Source organism: Stenotrophomonas sp. SRS1 (genome assembly GCF_026130205.1).
In the GTDB taxonomy this organism is placed as follows: domain Bacteria; phylum Pseudomonadota; class Gammaproteobacteria; order Xanthomonadales; family Xanthomonadaceae; genus Stenotrophomonas; species Stenotrophomonas rhizophila_B.
The window spans coordinates 1,007,554-1,025,846 of sequence record NZ_JAINFD010000001.1; the positions used below are offsets into that span (position 1 = coordinate 1,007,554).

20 protein-coding genes are annotated in these 18,293 nt (G+C 66.2%); 8 read left to right on the forward strand and 12 right to left on the reverse strand.

From position 1 onward, the window contains the following. Positions 1-58 precede the first annotated feature (58 nt). Positions 59-1,495, forward strand: a complete 1,437-nt coding sequence (gene lpdA / locus K4043_RS04425; RefSeq protein WP_121037968.1) for a dihydrolipoyl dehydrogenase — start codon at positions 59-61, stop codon at positions 1,493-1,495. A 143-nt stretch (positions 1,496-1,638) separates the two neighbouring features. Here lpdA and K4043_RS04430 read toward each other — a convergent pair whose 3' ends face one another. From K4043_RS04430 to K4043_RS04465, 8 genes are all read right to left on the reverse strand, one after another. Beyond that, entirely contained in the window at positions 1,639-1,854 is a 216-nt protein-coding gene (locus K4043_RS04430; protein ID WP_123730798.1) for a hypothetical protein, read from the reverse strand. 192 nt (positions 1,855-2,046) lie between these two features. Further along, positions 2,047-3,471, reverse strand: coding sequence for a replicative DNA helicase (locus K4043_RS04435; protein ID WP_121037974.1), 1,425 nt, complete (start codon positions 3,469-3,471; stop codon positions 2,047-2,049). Positions 3,472-3,685: 214 nt separating this feature from the next. Further along, entirely contained in the window at positions 3,686-4,246 is a 561-nt protein-coding gene (locus tag K4043_RS04440) for an NADPH-dependent FMN reductase (RefSeq protein WP_265308332.1), read from the reverse strand. Between the two features lie 166 nt (positions 4,247-4,412). Continuing rightward, positions 4,413-6,356, reverse strand: a complete 1,944-nt coding sequence (gene asnB, locus K4043_RS04445; protein WP_265308333.1) for an asparagine synthase (glutamine-hydrolyzing) — start codon at positions 6,354-6,356, stop codon at positions 4,413-4,415. A 3-nt stretch (positions 6,357-6,359) separates the two neighbouring features. Beyond that, entirely contained in the window at positions 6,360-8,639 is a 2,280-nt protein-coding gene (locus K4043_RS04450) for a thiamine pyrophosphate-dependent enzyme (protein WP_265308334.1), read from the reverse strand. 46 nt (positions 8,640-8,685) lie between these two features. After that, entirely contained in the window at positions 8,686-9,345 is a 660-nt protein-coding gene (locus K4043_RS04455) for a glutathione S-transferase family protein (RefSeq protein ID WP_265308335.1), read from the reverse strand. Between the two features lie 90 nt (positions 9,346-9,435). Continuing rightward, complete coding sequence (locus K4043_RS04460) at positions 9,436-9,987, reverse strand: GNAT family N-acetyltransferase (RefSeq protein ID WP_123730793.1); 552 nt, start codon at positions 9,985-9,987, stop codon at positions 9,436-9,438. Positions 9,988-10,118: 131 nt separating this feature from the next. Further along, a complete protein-coding gene (locus K4043_RS04465; RefSeq protein ID WP_123730792.1) occupies positions 10,119-10,949 on the reverse strand; it encodes a glycine zipper 2TM domain-containing protein in 831 nt (276 codons plus the stop codon). 159 nt (positions 10,950-11,108) lie between these two features. Between K4043_RS04465 and K4043_RS04470 the strand changes: the two genes are divergently transcribed. Together K4043_RS04470 and K4043_RS04475 are read left to right on the forward strand one after the other, a co-directional pair. After that, positions 11,109-11,333 carry a DUF6116 family protein gene (locus tag K4043_RS04470; RefSeq protein WP_123730791.1) on the forward strand — a complete coding sequence of 75 codons (225 nt, stop codon included), beginning with the start codon at positions 11,109-11,111 and terminating at the stop codon, positions 11,331-11,333. Further along, positions 11,330-12,094: a TatD family hydrolase gene (locus K4043_RS04475; protein WP_265308336.1), complete on the forward strand. Its 765-nt coding sequence runs from the start codon at positions 11,330-11,332 to the stop codon at positions 12,092-12,094. Before K4043_RS04470 ends, K4043_RS04475 begins: the two co-directional genes overlap by 4 nt. Before the next feature lie 82 nt (positions 12,095-12,176). Here the strand turns inward: K4043_RS04475 and K4043_RS04480 are convergent, their stop codons facing one another. Together K4043_RS04480 and K4043_RS04485 are read right to left on the reverse strand one after the other, a co-directional pair. Beyond that, complete coding sequence (locus K4043_RS04480) at positions 12,177-13,019, reverse strand: hypothetical protein (RefSeq protein ID WP_265308337.1); 843 nt, start codon at positions 13,017-13,019, stop codon at positions 12,177-12,179. Positions 13,020-13,146: 127 nt separating this feature from the next. Beyond that, positions 13,147-13,959, reverse strand: a complete 813-nt coding sequence (locus K4043_RS04485) for a tRNA threonylcarbamoyladenosine dehydratase (protein ID WP_265308338.1) — start codon at positions 13,957-13,959, stop codon at positions 13,147-13,149. Positions 13,960-14,053: 94 nt separating this feature from the next. Here K4043_RS04485 and K4043_RS04490 point away from each other — a divergent pair, with 94 nt between their 5' ends. Further along, positions 14,054-14,494, forward strand: a complete 441-nt coding sequence (locus K4043_RS04490; RefSeq protein WP_265308339.1) for a hypothetical protein — start codon at positions 14,054-14,056, stop codon at positions 14,492-14,494. Positions 14,495-14,612: 118 nt separating this feature from the next. After that, positions 14,613-15,098 (forward strand): glycine zipper 2TM domain-containing protein, encoded by a 486-nt coding sequence (locus tag K4043_RS04495; RefSeq protein WP_019185918.1) that lies wholly within the window; start codon positions 14,613-14,615, stop codon positions 15,096-15,098. A 93-nt stretch (positions 15,099-15,191) separates the two neighbouring features. Here K4043_RS04495 and K4043_RS04500 read toward each other — a convergent pair whose 3' ends face one another. Further along, positions 15,192-15,395 carry a cold-shock protein gene (locus K4043_RS04500; protein WP_019185917.1) on the reverse strand — a complete coding sequence of 68 codons (204 nt, stop codon included), beginning with the start codon at positions 15,393-15,395 and terminating at the stop codon, positions 15,192-15,194. Positions 15,396-15,627: 232 nt separating this feature from the next. Here K4043_RS04500 and K4043_RS04505 point away from each other — a divergent pair, with 232 nt between their 5' ends. From K4043_RS04505 to arsC, 3 genes are all read left to right on the forward strand, one after another. Continuing rightward, positions 15,628-16,113, forward strand: coding sequence for a DUF456 domain-containing protein (locus tag K4043_RS04505; protein ID WP_123730785.1), 486 nt, complete (start codon positions 15,628-15,630; stop codon positions 16,111-16,113). Positions 16,114-16,267: 154 nt separating this feature from the next. Then, complete coding sequence (locus K4043_RS04510) at positions 16,268-17,434, forward strand: phospholipase A (protein ID WP_123730784.1); 1,167 nt, start codon at positions 16,268-16,270, stop codon at positions 17,432-17,434. After that, positions 17,434-17,787, forward strand: a complete 354-nt coding sequence (gene arsC / locus K4043_RS04515) for an arsenate reductase (glutaredoxin) (RefSeq protein ID WP_265308340.1) — start codon at positions 17,434-17,436, stop codon at positions 17,785-17,787. The genes K4043_RS04510 and arsC overlap by 1 nt, the downstream gene beginning before the upstream one ends. 9 nt (positions 17,788-17,796) lie before the next feature. Here the strand turns inward: arsC and K4043_RS04520 are convergent, their stop codons facing one another. Further along, a complete protein-coding gene (locus K4043_RS04520) occupies positions 17,797-18,150 on the reverse strand; it encodes a hypothetical protein (RefSeq protein ID WP_148045964.1) in 354 nt (117 codons plus the stop codon). Positions 18,151-18,293 lie beyond the last annotated feature (143 nt).

The window sequence follows — 18,293 nt, forward strand, 5'->3', positions numbered from 1 at the left end:
CCTCCCACCCCTCCGCGCCTGCGCGGAGGGGTTCTGGTAAAGAAACAAGGAACTATCAATGGCTGAACAATTCGACGTCGTCGTCATCGGTGCCGGTCCGGCCGGCTACCATGCCGCCATCCGCGCCGCGCAGCTGGGTCTGAAGACCGCCTGCATCGACGCTGCGCTGGGCAAGGACGGCAAGCCGGCCCTGGGCGGCACCTGCCTGCGCGTGGGCTGCATCCCGTCCAAGGCGCTGCTGGATTCCTCGCGCCAGTTCTGGAACATGGGCCACATCTTTGGCGACCACGGCATCAGCTTCAAGGACGCCAAGATGGACGTCGAGGCGATGGTTGGCCGCAAGGACAAGATCGTCAAGCAGTTCACCGGCGGCATCGCCATGCTGTTCAAGGCGAACAAGGTCACCGCGTACTACGGTTTCGGTGAACTGCAGCCGGGCAACATCGTCAAGGTGAAGCAGCACGACGGCTCGGAAGTCGAGCTGAAGGGCACCAACGTCATCATCGCCGCCGGTTCGGATTCGATCGAACTGCCGTTCGCCAAGTTCGACGGCGAGACCATCGTTGACAACGTCGGCGGCCTGGACTTCACCGAAGTCCCCGCCCGCCTGGCCGTGATCGGTGCCGGCGTGATCGGCCTGGAACTGGGCAGCGTCTGGAAGCGCCTCGGTTCGGAAGTGACCATCCTGGAAGCCCTGCCGGACTTCCTGGCGGCCGCCGATGCCGAAGTGGCCAAGACCGCCTTGAAGGAATTCAAGAAGCAGGGCCTGGACATCCGCCTGGGCGCCAAGGTGTCCAAGGCCGAGGTGACCGGCAAGGGCAAGAAGAAGGAAGTCGCCCTGACCTACACCGATGGTGAAGGCGAGAAGAGCCTGATCGTGGACAAGCTGCTGGTGGCCGTTGGCCGTCGCGCCGCCACCAAGGGCCTGCTGGCCGAAGGCACCGGCGTCAAGATCAACGAGCGTGGCCAGATCGAAGTGGACGCGCACTGCCACACCGGCGTCAATGGCGTCTGGGCGGTCGGTGACTGCGTGCGCGGCCCGATGCTGGCGCACAAGGGCTTCGAAGAAGGCATCGCCGTGGCCGAGCTGATCGCGGGCCTGCCGGGCCACGTCAACTTCGACACCATCCCGTGGGTCATCTACACCGAGCCGGAGCTGGCCTGGGTCGGCAAGACCGAGCAGCAGCTCAAGGACGAAGGCATCCCGTACAAGGCGGGCAGCTTCCCGTTCGCCGCCAACGGCCGTGCTGTGGCGATGATCGAGCCGACCGGCTTCGTGAAGGTCCTGGCGCATGCCGAGACCGACCGCATCCTGGGCATGCACCTGGTCGGCGCGAACGTCTCCGAGCTGGTGCACGAAGGCGTGCTGACCATGGAGTTCAGCGGTTCGGCCGACGACCTGGCGCGCATCTGCCACGCCCACCCGTCGCTGTCCGAAGTGGTGCATGACGCCGCGATGGCCGTGAGCAAGCGCGCGATCCACAAGGCCAACTGAGCCTTGTTGGTGGCGTAACGAAAAACCCCGCCTCGGCGGGGTTTTTTGTGGGCGACAGGTAGTGCCGGCCGCTGGCCGGCTCCACGCCATCCCGACAGAAGAGCAGCCGGCCAGCGGCCGGCACTACCCGATCGCGGTGTTGTTCAGGCCGTCGCCGTGCGCCCGCCGCCCAGGACCCGCGCCGGCAGCATCAACAGTGCACCCAGGAAGGCAAACAGCGCCGAGAAGGTGATGCCCACCAGCCGGAACGGCAGGCTCAACAGCCACACGAACGGCCACGCCACCAGGGCCAGAATCGCCAGCGGCCAGCACAGCACGAACAGCAGGCACCACACGCCCAAGGCGAACAGGGTCTTCATCGTCGGTCTCCGTTGGCGGCACCCTGCCGCCCGGAGACCACCATCGCGCCCTGCGCGGGCGCACTGCAACGGGTTTGCGACGAAACCCGGGTTACGCCGATGAAACGGCAGAGCCGGCCACTGGCCGGCTCCGCACGATGACAGTTCCATAGGAGCCGGCCAGCGGCCGGCACTACCGTAACGCCTTCGGCGTTACTCGAACGACCCCACCGAATCGTGCGACAGGTTGTCGAACCGGGTGTATTCGCCGAAGAATTTGAGCTTGCACGAGCCGGTCGGGCCGCCTCGGTGCTTGCCGATGATGATCTCGGCCAAGCCCTTGTCCGGCGAAGTTTCCTTGTTGTAATAGTCGTCGCGGTAGATGAACACGATCATGTCCGCATCCTGCTCGATAGCGCCGGATTCACGAAGATCGGCCATCACCGGGCGCTTGTCGGTACGCGTTTCCAGCGAGCGGTTGAGCTGGGAGAGCGCGATGACCGGCACGTTGAGTTCCTTGGCCAGGCCCTTCAACGAACGCGAGATCTCCGAGATTTCGGTCGCGCGGTTTTCGCTGTTGCCCGGCACGCTCATCAGCTGCAGGTAGTCGATCACGATCAGGCCCAGGTCGTGCTCGCGCTTGAGGCGGCGGCACTTGGAACGCAGGATTTCCGGCGACACGCCCGGCGTATCGTCGATGAAGATCTTGGTTTCCTTCAGCATCCGGATCGCACCGGTCACCCGGCTCCAATCCTCATCTTCCAGCTGACCGGTACGCAGGCGCTGGGCGTTGATGCGGCCGTTGGAGGAAATCAGACGCATCGCCAACTGCGAGGCCGACATTTCCATCGAGAACACCGCCACGCCCTTCTTGGACTTGATCGCGGCGTACTCGGCGATGTTCAGCGCCAGCGTGGTCTTGCCCATGGCCGGGCGCGCAGCCAGGATGATCAGATCGGTCGGCTGCAGGCCGGCGGTCATCGCATCGAAATCGGTGTAGCCGGTCGGCAGGCCGGTGATGTTGCCGCCGTTCTCGAAGCGGTTGCGCAGCTCTTCGAACGCGTCTTTCAACGCGCCGGGCATCGCCACGAAATCAGTACGGCCGCGCGCGCCCTGCTCGGCGATCGCGAACACGGATTTTTCCGCTGCCGAGAGCAGCTCGCTGCTTTCGCGGCCTTCGGGCTGGAAGCCGTCGTTGACGATGTCGGTGCCGACCTGGATCAGCTGACGCAGCACCGCCTTGTCACGGACGATCTCCGCGTAGGCACTGATGTTGGCGGCCGACGGCGTGGTGCTGGCCAGCTCGATCAGGTACGCGCCATCACCGACCAGCTCCATCTTGCCCTGCGATTCAAACCACTCGCCCAGCGTCACCGCATCGAACGGGCGGTCACGTTCGGACAGCTCGCGGATCGCGCGGTAGATCATCTGGTGATCGCGGCGGTAGAAGTCGGTTTCGGTCAGCTGGTCGTTGACCCGGTCATAGCTCTCCGGGGCCAGCATCAGCCCGCCCAGCACCGCCTGTTCGGCCTCGATCGAATGCGGCGGCACGCGCAGGGCGTCGATGCGCATCTCATCGCGATCAAAGCGGTCACCGCGGTCTTTGCGGTCGGAACGGAAGCCAGAACGGGCGGACATGGGGGGCGTACTTCCTGCAGTGTGAGGCGTGGGACATGGTAGGCACGCGGCGAGCCCCGCAGCCATGCACAAACCTGTGGATAAACAGTGGATGAGCTGGGGATACCGGCGCCTGCCGGTACGATCGGCCGGGGCCGTCGCATCGCGTGCGACGGACGCCCTTGCGACGTCCGTCCACGCCATTATCGCAGATGCATGACCCCCTCGCGGTGGATCAGTGCGTGCCGCCGTGGGTGCCGACCCAGGCAATGAACGTGTCCACGAAGCCCTGCAGGAAGTCCTTGGTGCCCTCGTTGCTGATCGTGCCGTGGGCGTCGATCAGCCCTTCCTTGAAGTGCAGGAAGGCCTCGGGCTGGCCCAGCACCGGCATGTCCAGGTAGGCCAGGATGTTGCGCAGGTGCTGTTGGGCCAGCGCAGTGCCGATCACCCCGATCGAGGCGCCGATCACCGCTGCGGGCTTGCCGGCGAAGGCGCTGTCGCCATACGGGCGCGAGCCCAGGTCGATGGCGTTCTTGAGCACGCCCGGGACCGAGCGGTTGTATTCGGGGGTGACGAACAGCACCGCATCGGCATCCCGGATCTGCTGCTTCAGGCGGAGGCCCTGGCTCGGGTAGTCCTTGTCGAAATCCTGGTTGTACAACGGCAGGTCACCGATCTCCACATAGGAGAACACCGCCTTGCCGGCGGCCAGTTTCTCCAGCGCGTGGGCCAACGCCTGATTGTGCGAGCCCTTGCGCAGGCTGCCGACCAGTACGGCGATCTTGTATTCGGCCATCACGTTCGCTCCGTTGGGGGAAAGGCCCAGCCTAGGCGGGCCCACCTTCGGCAACGGTGAAGGCGACGTCAGCCACGCATGGCGTGGCTCTACAGCCGACACCACATCCGGTAGAGCCACCCCATGGGTGGCTGCCTTCCGCCCAGACCTGACAGCACAGGGGGCGCTATGCGCGTGTCACGTCGGCGCGTACGTTGCGCCAATGCGCCTGCCAGGCCTGGAACATCAGCACGTTCCACAGATGCGTGTGCCATTTGCGCTCGCCCTGCTTGAACTGCTGCCACAGCGGCGCCACCGCCTCGACGTTGAACACGCCCTCCTCGGCCAACCGCGCCGGATCCAGCAGTTCATCGGCCCAGTCACGCAGGTCACCCTTCAGCCACGCGCTGACCGGGGCACCGAAGCCACGCTTGGGACGGTGCACCATGTCCTGCGGCACGTAGCGGCCCAGCACGCGCTTGAGCAGGTACTTGCTGACGCCATCGCGCTGTTTCATCGCCATCGGCAGCGACCAGGCGAACTCGGCCACCCGCCAGTCCAGCAGCGGTGCACGCGCCTCCAGGCTGACCGCCATGCTGGTGCGGTCCACTTTGCACAGCAGATCATCGGGCAGATAGGTACTGAAATCGGCCAACATCATCGCGTCCGCCGGCGAGCCGGCACCGTGCAGCGGATCGGCCAGGTCGTAGAAACTGCCGGCCGCCTGTGCACCGCGAACGGCCGCCACCGGATCGCGCCAGCGCGAAATGCGGTTGCGGTAGACATCACCAATCCCGCGCGCGCCCGATTCGGCCAGCAGCGCGGCCAGCCCGCCCGTGCGCGAGGCCTCGCCCTGCGTATGCGCATGGCTGGCCATCCAGCGCCGCAGCGGCGCAGGCACCTTGCCGAGCAGGCGCCAGTTGCGCATCGCCCGCTGGTAACGGGTGTAGCCGAAGAACAGTTCATCGCCGCCGTCACCGGACAGCGCCACCGTCACGCCCTGCCGCGCCAGCTTGGCGACCAGCGCCGTGGGCACCTGCGAGGCATCAGCGAAGGGTTCATCGAACATCGCCGGCAGGCTGGGCACCACCGCGAGCGCGTCGGCACCGCTGACATACAGCTCGGTGTGATCGCAGCCCAGGTGCTGGGCCAGCGACTTGGCCAGCGGCGCCTCGTCATGATCCGAACCGGTGAAGCCGATGCTGAAACTGTGCACCGGCTGGCTCGACTGCGCCTGCATCAGGGCGGCCACCACCGAGGAATCGGTGCCGCCGGAAAGGAAGACGCCGACCGGCACATCGGCCACCATGCGCAGCGCGACCGCGTCGCGCAGCACGGCATCCAAGCGCTCTTCGGCGTCGGCCTCATTGCCGGTGAACGGCGCGGCCAGGGCCTGCTGCATGCGCTCGCGCGCGTTCCAGAACGGCTGCTGCAACTGGTCCGGGCGATGCGCGGCAGCGCCGGCGGCCACCGCCTCGGCATCCAGCCGCAGCACGCGGCCGGGCATCAGCTTGAAACAGCGTTCGTGGATGCAGTGCGGCGCGGGAATGTAATCCAGCCGCAGCAGCAGGGTCAGCGCATCGCGATCGACCTCGTTGTCGAAGGCCGGGTGCTGCCACAGCGCCTTGAGCTCAGAGCCGAACACCAGCGTTTCACCGGCCCAGCCGTAGTACAGCGGTTTCTTGCCGACCCGGTCGCGGGCCAGCCACAGGCAGCGTTCGGCGCGGTCCCACAGCGCGATGGCGAACATGCCGTTGCTGCGCTGCAGGGTCTCGTCAAAGCCCCATTCGGTGATCGCGGCCAGCAGCACTTCGGTATCCGAATGGCCGCGGAAGCCATGCCCCAGCGCTTCCAGCTCGGCGCGCAGTTCGGCGAAATTGTAGACCTCGCCGTTGTAGGCCAGCACATAACGGCCATCCACCGAGGTCATCGGCTGATGGCCCAGCGGCGACAGGTCCAGGATGCTCAGCCGGCGGTGCGCCAGCGCGATGCCGGCCGAGGCATCGGCCCACACCCCGCTGTCATCCGGGCCACGGTGCACCAATGCGTCGCCCATGCGCCGCGCCTGTTCTTCCAGTGCTGCCTGCTCCCTTGCCGGAGCGGGCAGCAACATGCCTGCCAATCCACACATGTATCAATGGTCCTGCGCCAGCGCGAGGGCGGCGTTCAATACCGCATTGTCGCTTGGAAGCACGCACAATGCTGCCCCCGCCAGCGGCGTGTAGGTATCGGCCCCGCATACCCGCCGGATCGGCAGGTGCCCCAGCCCGGCCTCGACCAGCGCGGTGATCACGCCCTCGCCCACCCCGGCGCTGTGCCGCCCCTCATCGACCACCAGCACGCGCTGGGCATCGGCAGCCTGGCCAGCGATGAAACCGGCATTGAGCGGCACCAGCCAGCGCAGATCGACCACCCGCACCTGCCAACCCAGTTGCTGCTCGATCGCCCGTGCCGCACGCAGGCTCATCGGCACGCCATTGCCGTAGGTGAAGATGACCAGGTCACTGGCCTCCGGCGCGTAGACCCGGCCCTCGCCGAGCACCAGGGCCTGGTCCGGTGCCGGATACGGGAACAGCCATTGGCCATCTCCCGGCGCGTGCAGGTCCTTGGTCATGTACAGCGCGATCGGCTCGAGGAACACCGCGATGCGGCCATCGACGGTCGCCAGCGCCGCCAAGGTGCGCAGCATCATCGCCGCATCGTCACCGCGCGACGGACAGCCGACCACCAGGCCGGGAATGTCGCGCAGCGCAGCGATCGAGTTGTCGTTGTGGAAATGCCCGCCGAAGCCTTTCTGGTAGCCAAGCCCGGCAATGCGCACCAGCATCGGGTTGCGGTACTGATCGTTGGAGAAGAACTGCAGCGAGCACGCCTCGCCACGCAGCTGGTCGGCCGCGTTGTGCAGGTAGGCCAGGTACTGGATCTCCGGTATCGGCAGCATGCCCAGGTTGGCCAGGCCCTGCGCCATGCCCAGGATCATGGTTTCGTCCAGCAGGGTGTTGAACACGCGACGTGGGCCAAACGCCTTGAGCAGGCCCTTGCTGACCGTGTACACCCCACCTTTCTGCGCGACGTCCTCGCCAAACAGCAGCGTGGCCGGGTACTTGGCCATCAGATCGTGCAGGGCCTGGTTGATCTGGATCGCCAGGTGGCGCGGCGGATGCGTTTCCGGCAGCTGCGCCGCACCACCGAATGCGGCAGCACGCGCGTCATCAGCGGCCACGCGCGTGGCTTCGGCATGGACCGCCGCCGGCGAGTACGGCGCCAGTGGGGTGATGACCTCGGCGAGAGCGGTCAGCTTCGGGCGTCGATCCGCCTCGGCGGCCGCCGCGAAACAGCGCGCGCGCAAACGCTCGTACAGATCGAGCACCTGCGCGGCGGTCATCCACCCGGACTGCAGGGCGATGGCCGCCGAGCGCAGCAGCGGATCGCTGGCCTCGGCGGCGCACAGCTCCGGCAACGGCCGCCATTCGATCTCGAAATCGGTGCCGGCATGGCCCATCAACCGCGTAGTGCGCAGGTGCAGGAAGGTCGGGCGGCGGGTCTGCCGGCAATGCGCCAGCGCGCGCTCGACCTGCGCGTGGCCCTCGACCAGATCCAGACCGTCAGCAAAGAAGTAGTCCAGGCCCGGGCGGTGCGCGAAACTCTGCGCGATCCAGCCGTCCGGCGTTTTGACCGAAATGCCGATGCCGTTGTCTTCGCAGACGAACAGGATCGGCGCCGGCAGCCGCTGGTACGCTGCCCACGCCGCCGTGTTGAACGCGGTCTGCGCGGTAGCGTGGTTGGCCGACGCATCGCCGAAGGAGCAGATCACCACGCTGTCCTCGGGAATCGGCAGCGTGTGACGGATCCGTCGCCCGCTTTCGATGGCCAGTGCGGTGCCCAGGGCCTTGGGCAGGTGCGAGGCGATCGTGGAGGTCTGCGGCAGTACCCACAACGGTTTGCTGCCCCACACTTTATGGCGCCCGCCGCTGGCCGGATCGTCCCGGCTGGCCGCGAACGAGAGCGCCGCGTCCATGACCGGATCCATGCCCGGCAGCTTGCGGAAGCGCTCGGCCATGAAGCCGCCGGAGCGGTAATGCAGGAACGCCGGATCGGTATGCCGGGCCAGGCGTGCCACCAGCGCATTGCCTTCATGGCCGGACGAACCGATGGTGTAGAAGACCTTGTTCTGCACGCGCAGCACGCGCGCCATCAGGTCCAGGTGGCGGCTGATCAGCTGGGATTCGAACAGTTCGGCAAAGCCCTTCGCGTCCAGCGTGCTGCCGGGCAGGATGGGACTGCCGGGGGCTGGCGTCGGCGCAGGATCACCCCGCCACTGCTGCACGAAATCGATGAAGTTGGCGTCGCAGATCTCGGCCCGGTTGAGGCCTTTCATGCGCGCGGGAATAGGATCGGGAACCACGGCAAACATGCATCACCCTCCGTGACGTGTTGCGGGTGTGGACAACCGGATGACCTCAGATGGACTGCGCGAACAGGGCCTGCACCTCCGGCAGCGGCGTGGGCATGGGCACGAACCGCGGCTGCTCGCGCACGCGCTGCAGCCAACCCTGGACCGCCGGGTACGGCGACAGCGCGACGCCGCCGTCCGCCGCGACATCGGTGTAGGCGAACAACGCGATATCGGCGATACCGTAGGCCCGGCCACTGAACCAAGGCGACGTGACCAGGTGCTCTTCCATCACCGCCAGGGCCTGTGCCGAGCGCTCGCGCAGGCGCGGCAGCTCGTTGCGGCGCGGCGAGTCCAAGGGTGTCCAGCCGCTGATGAAACGTGCGACCGCCAGGCAAGGCTCGTGACTGTACTGCTCGAAGAACATCCAGCGCAGCGTCTGCGCGCGCTCCCAGCCATCGGTGGACAGATACGGCGTGCCCTCGGCCAGCCAGTACAGGATCGCGTTGGATTCAGGCAGCACGCGCCCGTCGTCGCGCTGCACCAGCGGCACTTTGGCGTTGGGATTCATCGCCAGGAAGTCCGGCGTGTGGGTCTGGCCGTGCGCACTGTCGACCTCGACCCAGTGGTAGCGCGTCCCCAGCTGCTCCAGCAGCATCCGCACCTTGTGGCAGTTGCCCGACACGGACATGCCGTACACCGTCAATGGAGCCCGCAACGACGTCATCGCACCCTCTTGGCCATGTATCGCGGGCGGCCTGCCCGCCATGCCGAGTCTGGCCTCACCGCCTCGCCTTTGCCAAGCGCGGGTGCAGCATCACCGCTGCGTGGCGCGGCGCTGCTGCCATTGCTGGCGCGACTGGCCCCAGATCTCGATCGGCTTGCCGGCATGCGGTGGCGGCAGCTCGCCCATCCGCAACAGCGAACTGCCCAGCTTGCGCGCGACGACCTTGGAATTTTCGTTGGCGGCATCGATGGTGTGGATGATCTCTTCCCAGCCCAGCGTGTCGAACGCCCAGTCCATGCTGGCCACCGCCGCTTCGGGCGCATAGCCCCTGCCCCAGCTCTCGCGGCGGATGCTCCAGCCGACCTCGGTGCCCGGCCAGTCCAGCGGCTGCCACGGACCCATGCGGCCGACCCATTCACCGCTGCTTTTTTCGATCACCGAGAACATCGAAAATCCGTACAGATGCCAGCTGCCGACCAGGCAACTGAAGCTGCGCCATGCCTGCGACGGGGCCTGCACGCCCCCCAGGTGCTGCATCACCTCCGGGTCCGAGCAGAAGCGCAGGAAGGCATCGAAATCCTCGGCGCGCGGTGGGCGCAGGATCAGACGGTCGGTCTCCAGCTGGAGGTCGAAAATGCTCATGGCGTCCTCATGTGTCGCATGCGTGCCGGCATGATCGCAGATGCACTGATCGGCGTGCCGTGCGGCTCGCCCCAAAACGCAGCACGCCGGCAGATGCCGGCGTGCTGGTGGTGCATTGACGGGGCAGGAAATTACTGCCTGTTCGCATCCAGTGCAGCGGTCTGGGTGACCAGCTGGCCGTCGATCACCGGCAGGCGATCGCTGCTCGGCTTGTTGTCCATCTTCACGGTCTTCTCGGCGCCGTCGTAACGGTAGGTCACGTTGTAACCGGTGACCGCGTTGGTGGTGCCCATCGGGATGCGGTTGCCCGGCTTGCTGGCCATGCGCATGGTGCCGGTGGTGCCGTCTTCATTGCGGTAGGTGACGTTGTAGCCGGTCACGCGGGTCGACTCGGAGGTCGCGGTTTCGGTATGGCACTGGCGCTCGGTACGGTTGACCACGCGGCCACCCACATGGCGCTTGTCCACCTGGTTGCCGATCATGCCGCCGGCAACGGCACCGGCGGCCGTGGCTGCCTTGCGGCCATTGCCGCCACCGACCTGGTTACCCAGCAGGCCACCGATGACCGCACCGGCAACGGTACCGCCAACGTTGCCGTCGCGTTCGGGCAGGCGTTCCTGCACCACCACGTCCTGGCAGACTTCATGCGGCGTCTGCGTGCTGGACGTCTCGCGCACCGGCTCGGTGCCGATCACGGTGGCGTAGGCCTTTTCCTTCTTGGTCAGCGGATCGACCTTGACGATGTCGGCGTACTCGAGCTTGCCGGCCTTGTCTTCAATGGCCAGCTGGTCGGTGCGCGCGCCATCGTCGGCGAGTGGCGTGGTGTCCAGAGTGGGCCGGGTCTGAGCAGCAGTCACCGCATCGGGCGAGGAACTGCCGCCCTTCATGAAGGCAGCGGTGGCGATACCGCCAACCAGCAGCGCACCCGCAGCGACCAACGCAGTAGTAGTTGTACTTTTCATAACCGGCTCCTTGCGGACGATCCGCAACGTTCTTGAGTGAATTCCAGCACGGCCACCCTGAACGGAATCTCCACGGATCGTGAACATCCTGCCGCCCATTCAGGTTCGGTGAGCCTTGGGGTCGTGATAGCGTTTACAGCATCTGCCCAGGAGTGCCTCATGTCCAATCCCATACTGTTGCCGGTGCTGGAATGGGCGCGTCGGCTGCGCTACCCCACCCTGTTCAAGATCACCGCTGCGCTGTTCGCGGTGACGCTGGTGATTCCCGACCCGCTGCCGTTCGTGGATGAAATCCTGTTCGGCCTGGGCACGCTGCTGCTGGCCAACTGGAAGCGACGCGGCGACAAGCTTCCGCCGCCGTTGCCGACCAAGCGCCGCGCGTGAGGTTGATCGACAGCCACTGCCACCTGGATGCGGGGGAGTTCGATGCGGATCGCCCTGAGGTGATCGCGCGCGCACGCGCGGCCGGGGTCATGGCCCAGGTCGTTCCCGCCGTCACTGCCGCCGGTTGGCCCGGCCTGCGCGATGCGTGCCGGCTGGCAGACGGGCTGCACCCGGCCTACGGGCTGCACCCGATGTTTCTGGACCAGCACCGCCCCGAACACCTGGAGGAACTGCGCGCGTGGCTCGAACGCGAGCGCCCCTGCGCAGTGGGCGAGTGCGGGCTGGATTTCTTCGTCGAGGGGCTGGACCCGGACGCCCAGCAGCACTACTTCCTCGGCCAGCTGCGGCTGGCGCGCGACTTCGACCTGCCGGTGATCGTGCATGCGCGCCGTGCGGTGGATGCGGTGATCGCGGCGATCAAGCAGATCGGCGGGCTGCGTGGCGTGGTGCACAGCTTCCCGGGTAGTCCAGAGCAGGCGGCGCAGCTGCACAAGCAGGGCTTCCTGATCGGGCTGGGCGGCCCGTTGACCTATGACCGCGCCCAGCGCCTGCAGCGGCTGGTGGCCCGCATGCCCCTGGAGCAGCTGCTGCTGGAAACCGACGCGCCCGACCAACCCGATGCCGGGATTCGTGGTGGGCGTAACGAGCCGGCACGGTTGCCGGTGATCCTGGAGGCGGTGGCGCGCCTGCGCGGGGAGCCGGCCGAGGCGATCGCCGCGCAGACCACGGCCAATGCGCGACGCCTGTTTGCGTTGTCCTAGCGGCGACCGGGGCCGGCTATGGCAGCAGCACGTTTGGACCGGCTCGTCGTCCGTTGCCCTCGCCGATCCCCGCTGCGCCCAGTCAGACCAGATCTGGCCGGTTCAACCGACTTCGGTGTCCATGCCCTGCGGCAGTCAATTGCTCCACCAGCGCTTCCCTGGCTTTCCGGCCTCCCACGCGCACGTGTTCAAGTTCTGCTGCGGTGATCAGCACCACGGGCACCAACGTAACCGGGGAAAGCGGCATGTCTTCAAGCCGTGTCGCGAAATCCGGTATCGGCGCACCTACCAGCACACCTACGCAGTCGTCCTCGGTGACGAATCGCGCGGGTATCTGGTCGGTGAGGTGAGGCGCCTGGCTGGCACCGGGCAACTCCAGTGACAGCACCCCGTAGGTTTCCAGCTGGTGCCGGATGCCACCCGCATTGGCAACGGTCGAAGCAACCGTACGCACTACATCGAAAGCCCAGCTGCGCATCAACGGACTTACGTCACCGACTGCGCCGCGAGTCCCTTCGGCAAGATCCCCGGTTTCGAGAAAGAGCTCCATCTCGAAACCATTGCCCAGCTCAGGCGCACTGTCGAATGGATCCGACAATCCGTCCGTAGCGATAATGACGGAATCTCCCCGACGCACGATGCGATAGGCCTGCCGCGTCGAAGGCCAATCGGGCCCGCCAAGGAAGCTGGGACTGATGGCATGGCCCAGAACGTCCTGCTCGACGGCGCCCACGGACTGCCAGTGACGGTCGAGGCAATCGCTCGTTGCACGTCGCGCTGCCTCATCGGCTGCATCACCCTCCGTGCTGGCCCGGGTCACCGCCTCCGTATCAACATTCGCGCTTGCGGGCGGGTCCGCCGGAGCGCCACGCAGGGGCATGTGCCGCCGTTTGAACGACTTGAAGAGCGTCTTGAGAAAATCCATGCGACTGCGCCGGTATCAATGGCATGGACCATGTCATTTCGCGGCGTTGCCTGCAACTCCACACGTCGCCCACAGCAGCCGACCAATGGTCGGCTCTACCAGAGCGCGGCAGCTGGATCCGCCGGGATCAAGCCTCGACGGGCACCACACCCTTCTTCGGCTTCATCAACATCTCCAGCGCCTTGCCCACCGCCGCGAACGCGAACGCGCCGGTGATATGCGTCGCCGCGCCCAGCCCGGCGCCGCAGTCCAGCTTCAGCGCCGCATCCGCGCCGAGGTTCGGGCGGATGCCGCACACGGTACCGTCGGCCTGCGGGTACTTCACGTTTTCCAGTGAGTAGACCGCCGGCACGCCGAAGTAACGCGAGGCGTTCTTGGGGAAGTTGAAATCGCTGCGCAGCTTCTTGCGGATCAGCGCCATCATCGCGTCATGTTCGGTGCGCGAGACATCACGGATCCGCACCAGGGTGGGATCGGTACGACCGCCGGCCGCGCCCACGGTCAGGATCGGCAGCTTGCGGCGGCGGCACCAGGCGATGGTCTCGACCTTGACCCGGAAGCTGTCGCAGGCATCGATCACCAGATCGAAATCGCGGTCCAGCAGTTCGACCATGTTGGACACGGTCAGGAACGAGGCAACCGCATCGACGCTGATGTCCGGGTTGATCGCGCGGCAGCGCTCGGCCATCGCCTCGGCCTTGTTGCGGCCGTATTGCCCGGCCAGCGCCGGCAGTTGGCGGTTGGTGTTGGACACGCAGATGTCGTCAGCATCGATCAGGGTCAAGTGCCCGACCGCCGTGCGCGCCAGCGCCTCGACCACCCACGAGCCGACGCCCCCCATGCCCACCACCGCCACTCGGCGGCTGGCAAGCAGATCCACGGTGCCCCCTCCATACAACCGGTCGATGCCGGCAAATCGTTCGCGCAGTACGTCGTTCATGCGCCTATTTTAATGCGCGCAGGCCCGGTCGGGACGCGCCGTGGACAGGACGCGTCGTACCATCGCCGCAGCCACCCTTACCGAAGCCCTCACCATGAACGACCCCGTGACCCCGCAGCGCCGCCCGTCCGCCGCGTACCGCTATCTGTTCGTCGGCCTGCTTGGCCTGGTGATCGGCCTGATCGCCACGGTGATGGTCTCGCGGGCGATCCAGGCCCGCCAGGACCCCTTCCCGGATTCGCTCATGCACGTGATGAACCGCCAGGTGGAACTGCTTCAGGCGGCGCAGGCGCAGAACCGCTGCAGCCTGGCCGACACCGTGCCGCGCCTGCAGACCCTGCGCTCGCTCTCCAATGATCTGGACCTGGCCTTTCCCGGCCTGAAGGACAGCCAGGGCTTCCAGCAGCACGCCAGCGCCCTGCGCGCCACCCTCAACGAGGCCCTGGCCGCACCGCCGACCGACTGCCCGGGCATGGCCACGCTGGTCGAGAAGATCCAGACCGACTGCAAGGCCTGCCACCAGGATTTCCGCTGATTCATCTTCCAGCCACGCTGGCGGCCCGGGATTGGCACGCTGTTCACGCAGCACAGGACACGATCTGCTCCATGCGCACCAGACGCATTCGACCACCCCTCTGGCCAGGAGATACACCATGAAGATTCAACTGATTGCCGCCGCTGCCGTTGCCACCGTCGCCCTGGCTGGCTGTGCCACCACCTCGCCGGGTTACGGCAGCAGTGGTTACAACAACGGTTACGGCAATTCCGGCGGCAACTACAACACCAACCGCTGTGCCGACTGCGGTATCGTGACCCGCATCAACCAGGTCGCGTCGGGCCGCAGCGCGCCGAGCGCGACCGGCGCAGTCCTGGGTGGCATCGTCGGCGCGGTTGCGGGCCACGAAATCTCCGACCACACCGGTGGCAGCCGCGGCAACAAGAACATCGCTGCCGCCGCAGGCGCAGTCGGTGGCGCGCTGGCCGGCAACCAGATCCAGAAGAACGTGACCAGCGATACGTTCGACATCACCGTGCGCATGGATGACGGCCGTACCGTCGTCGTCAACCAGCGCGATCTGGGCGGCATCCGCGAGAACACCTACGTCCGCGTGGTCAACGGCAAGGTGATCCTGCGCTGATTCGCGCAGCCGCCCTGCACGCGACAAAAAAGGGCCCGCGCAAGCGGGCCCTTTTGCTTTTCGTGTTTCAACCAGGCAGGACCCGGTCTGCGCTCAGAGCGGCTTGACCTTGTCGGCCTGCAGGCCCTTCTGGCCAGTGACCACTTCGAACTCGACCGCTTGACCTTCCTTCAGGCTCTTGAAGCCCTGGGACTCGATCGCGCGGAAGTGCACGAACACATCTTCGCCGCTCTCACGGCTGATGAACCCGAAACCCTTCGCGTCATTGAACCACTTGACGGTGCCCTTCTCAGCCATCTCAGCTACTCCCTAACTGTCTTGTTGTTGGATACACCCGAACAGGCGGCTGACAGCAAGGGGGAAGCGGGGTGCAACGATGCAGCGGATCTGGAAGATCTACCATCATCAGGCCACGATCCACGGTGACCTTGCCAAGCTCAGCGCCTGCAACTTAACCTGAGCAAAACGAAAAAGCAACTAGTCAAAACTTTCGGATGTCAACCCCATTTCAGGAACCATACTCGACAGCATGGACCATTCATTCATCTTCTACCTGCTAGCCGCTGTTCTGGTGCTCGTCGGCATCGCCGGCGTGATCCTTCCCGCCCTGCCCGGCATCCCGCTGGTGTTCGCCGGGCTGGTGCTGGCGGCATGGGCCGACGATTTCGTGCATGTGGGCTGGCTGCCGCTGACGGTCCTGGGCCTGTTGACCCTGCTGTCCTTCGCCGTGGACATCCTGGCCACGGTGGTCGGCGCGCAGCGGGTAGGTGCCAGCCGCAAGGCCCTGTGGGGAACCTTCCTGGGCAGCATCGTCGGGGTGTTCTTCATGCCGATCGGCCTGTTCGTCGGCCCGCTCGCCGGGGCGCTGCTGGGCGAGTACTGGCACACCCGCGAACTGGGCCGGTCCACCAAAGTGGGCCTTGCCACCTGGCTGGGGATTCTGCTCGGCTTTGCCCTGAAGCTGGCGCTGGTGATCGCGATGCTGGGGCTGTTCGCCTTCGCGTGGTTCTTCTGATCCCCTACGGCACGCGGACTTTCACACCCCAAGCACACCACTGACCGGCATAAACCCGATCAGATCGATGGTGTTGCGTGCTGGCAGGAATGCCGGGCAGCGGCGACACTGTGCGATCAGACCCATTCATTTTTGTCACGCGGCCCTGCTCCCAATGACCCTGCCCTATTCCCGTTCCGCCCTGTTCACTGCCCTGGCCCTGGCCGGCACCGCCCTGCCCGCTGCAGCACAGGAGGCGGCACCGAAACCGGCGTCACCGGAGGCCTGCGCCCTGGTGGACACTGACGCAGCGCGGCTGGCGTGCTACGACACGCTGTTCGGGCGTACGCCCGAGGTCACCCTGGCCGCCGATGCGGCGGCCACCGCCGCCAAGCAGGAGCGCCGGGAAGAACGTCAGGCCTCCCGCAGTGCCGACGCCGACGCGCCCGCGACGCAACGGGTCAAGCAGCGCCTCGGTGAAGTGTTCAAGAACGACGGCCATGAAGACGCGCTGGCCAATGCCGGCAAGGGTTCGCTGCTGGACAGCCGCTGGGAACTGGCGCAGGACTCCAAGCTGGGCGCCTTCCAGCTGCGCGCCTACAAGCCGGTCTACCTGCTGCCCGCGTTCTGGACCAGCGACAAGAACCAGATGCCGCAGTCGCCCAATCCGGTCAACACGGTCACCACCTCGCAGCAGCTGGACAGCGCGGAACTGAAGTTCCAGCTCAGCTTCAAGACCAAGGTCGTGGAGAACCTGTTCGGCGACAACGGCGACATCTGGGCCGGCTACACGCAGAGCTCGCGCTGGCAGGCCTACAACGCCGACAACTCGCGTCCGTTCCGTGAGACCAATTACGAGCCGGAAGTGATGATGATGTTCCGCAACGGCTACTCGATCGGCGGCTGGCGCGGGCGCATGAGCGGGATCGGCGTCAACCACATGTCCAACGGCCGCGCCGACCCGCTGTCGCGCAGCTGGAACCGGGTGATCGCCACCGTCGGCCTGGACCGCGAAAACTGGGCGCTGGTACTGCGCCCGTGGTATCGCATCCCGGAAGACCGCAAGGACGACAACAACCCGGACATCTCCGATTACATGGGCCGCGGTGACGCCACCCTGACCTGGAACAAGAACGGTCACGAGGTCTCGCTGATGGCGCGTCACTCGCTGCGCGGCGGCGACCGCTCGCACGGTGCGCTGCAGCTCGATTACGGCTTCCCGATCAGCAACCTGCTGCGCGGCCACGTGCAGATCTTCGATGGCTACGGCGAGAGCATGATCGACTACAACCACAAGGCCACGTATGTCGGCCTGGGTGTGTCGCTGCTGGAGTGGTATTGATGGCGGTGACGATCTGGCACAACCCGCGCTGCAGCAACTCGCGCGGGGCGCTGGAGATTCTGCGGGAGCACGGCATCGAGCCAGTGGTGGTCGAATACCTGAAAACGCCGCCGGACCGTGCCACCCTGGCAGGACTGATCACGCGCATGGGCATTGCCCCGCGGGCGTTGCTGCGCAGCAAGGAGCCGGCCTATGGTTCGCTAGGGTTGGACGACTCCGCCCTCTCCGATGCCGCGCTGATCGAGGCGATGGTCGCCCACCCGGAACTGATCAACCGCCCGATCGTGGAGACCCCGCGTGGGGCACGGCTGTGCCGGCCGCCGGAGACGGTGCTGGAGATCCTGCCGGCGTAAAACCGCGCCTCAGCTGCCTCCGCAGCGGCTGGTACACCGGTTGATATCCTCGCCACAGGTCAGCGCGGGCAGCCGGTTGCGGCAGTAGTCGCTGCTGGCCTGGCATGATTTACGCAGGTCCGGGTTGTCGATCCTGTCGCACTTCGCGTCGCGCTGGGTCGCCACCCCGGCACCACAGCTGTCGCCGCTGCCAAACCCGGTACGGCTGGTCATGCAACCGTCGTACTGGCGCTGGCACTGCTGCATGCATTGGTTGGCAGCGGTGACCTCGCGCAGGCTGGGCGGGGCGGCGTGGAAATCGCCATCACTGCTGCAGGCGCTGACCAGCAGGATCAACAGCAGGGCGAAAAGCATCCGTGGCATCGTCGTGCTCCGTGTGGAAAGCATCCGGCCGTGGCCGGCATGTGTGCATGCCCGAAATGTAGCACTGCTTGTTTTCCGAATTAATACCCGGGCTGCCAGCGCAGCCGCAACTGCCTCTTCCGTTACGCCGGCTCCGACGCTCA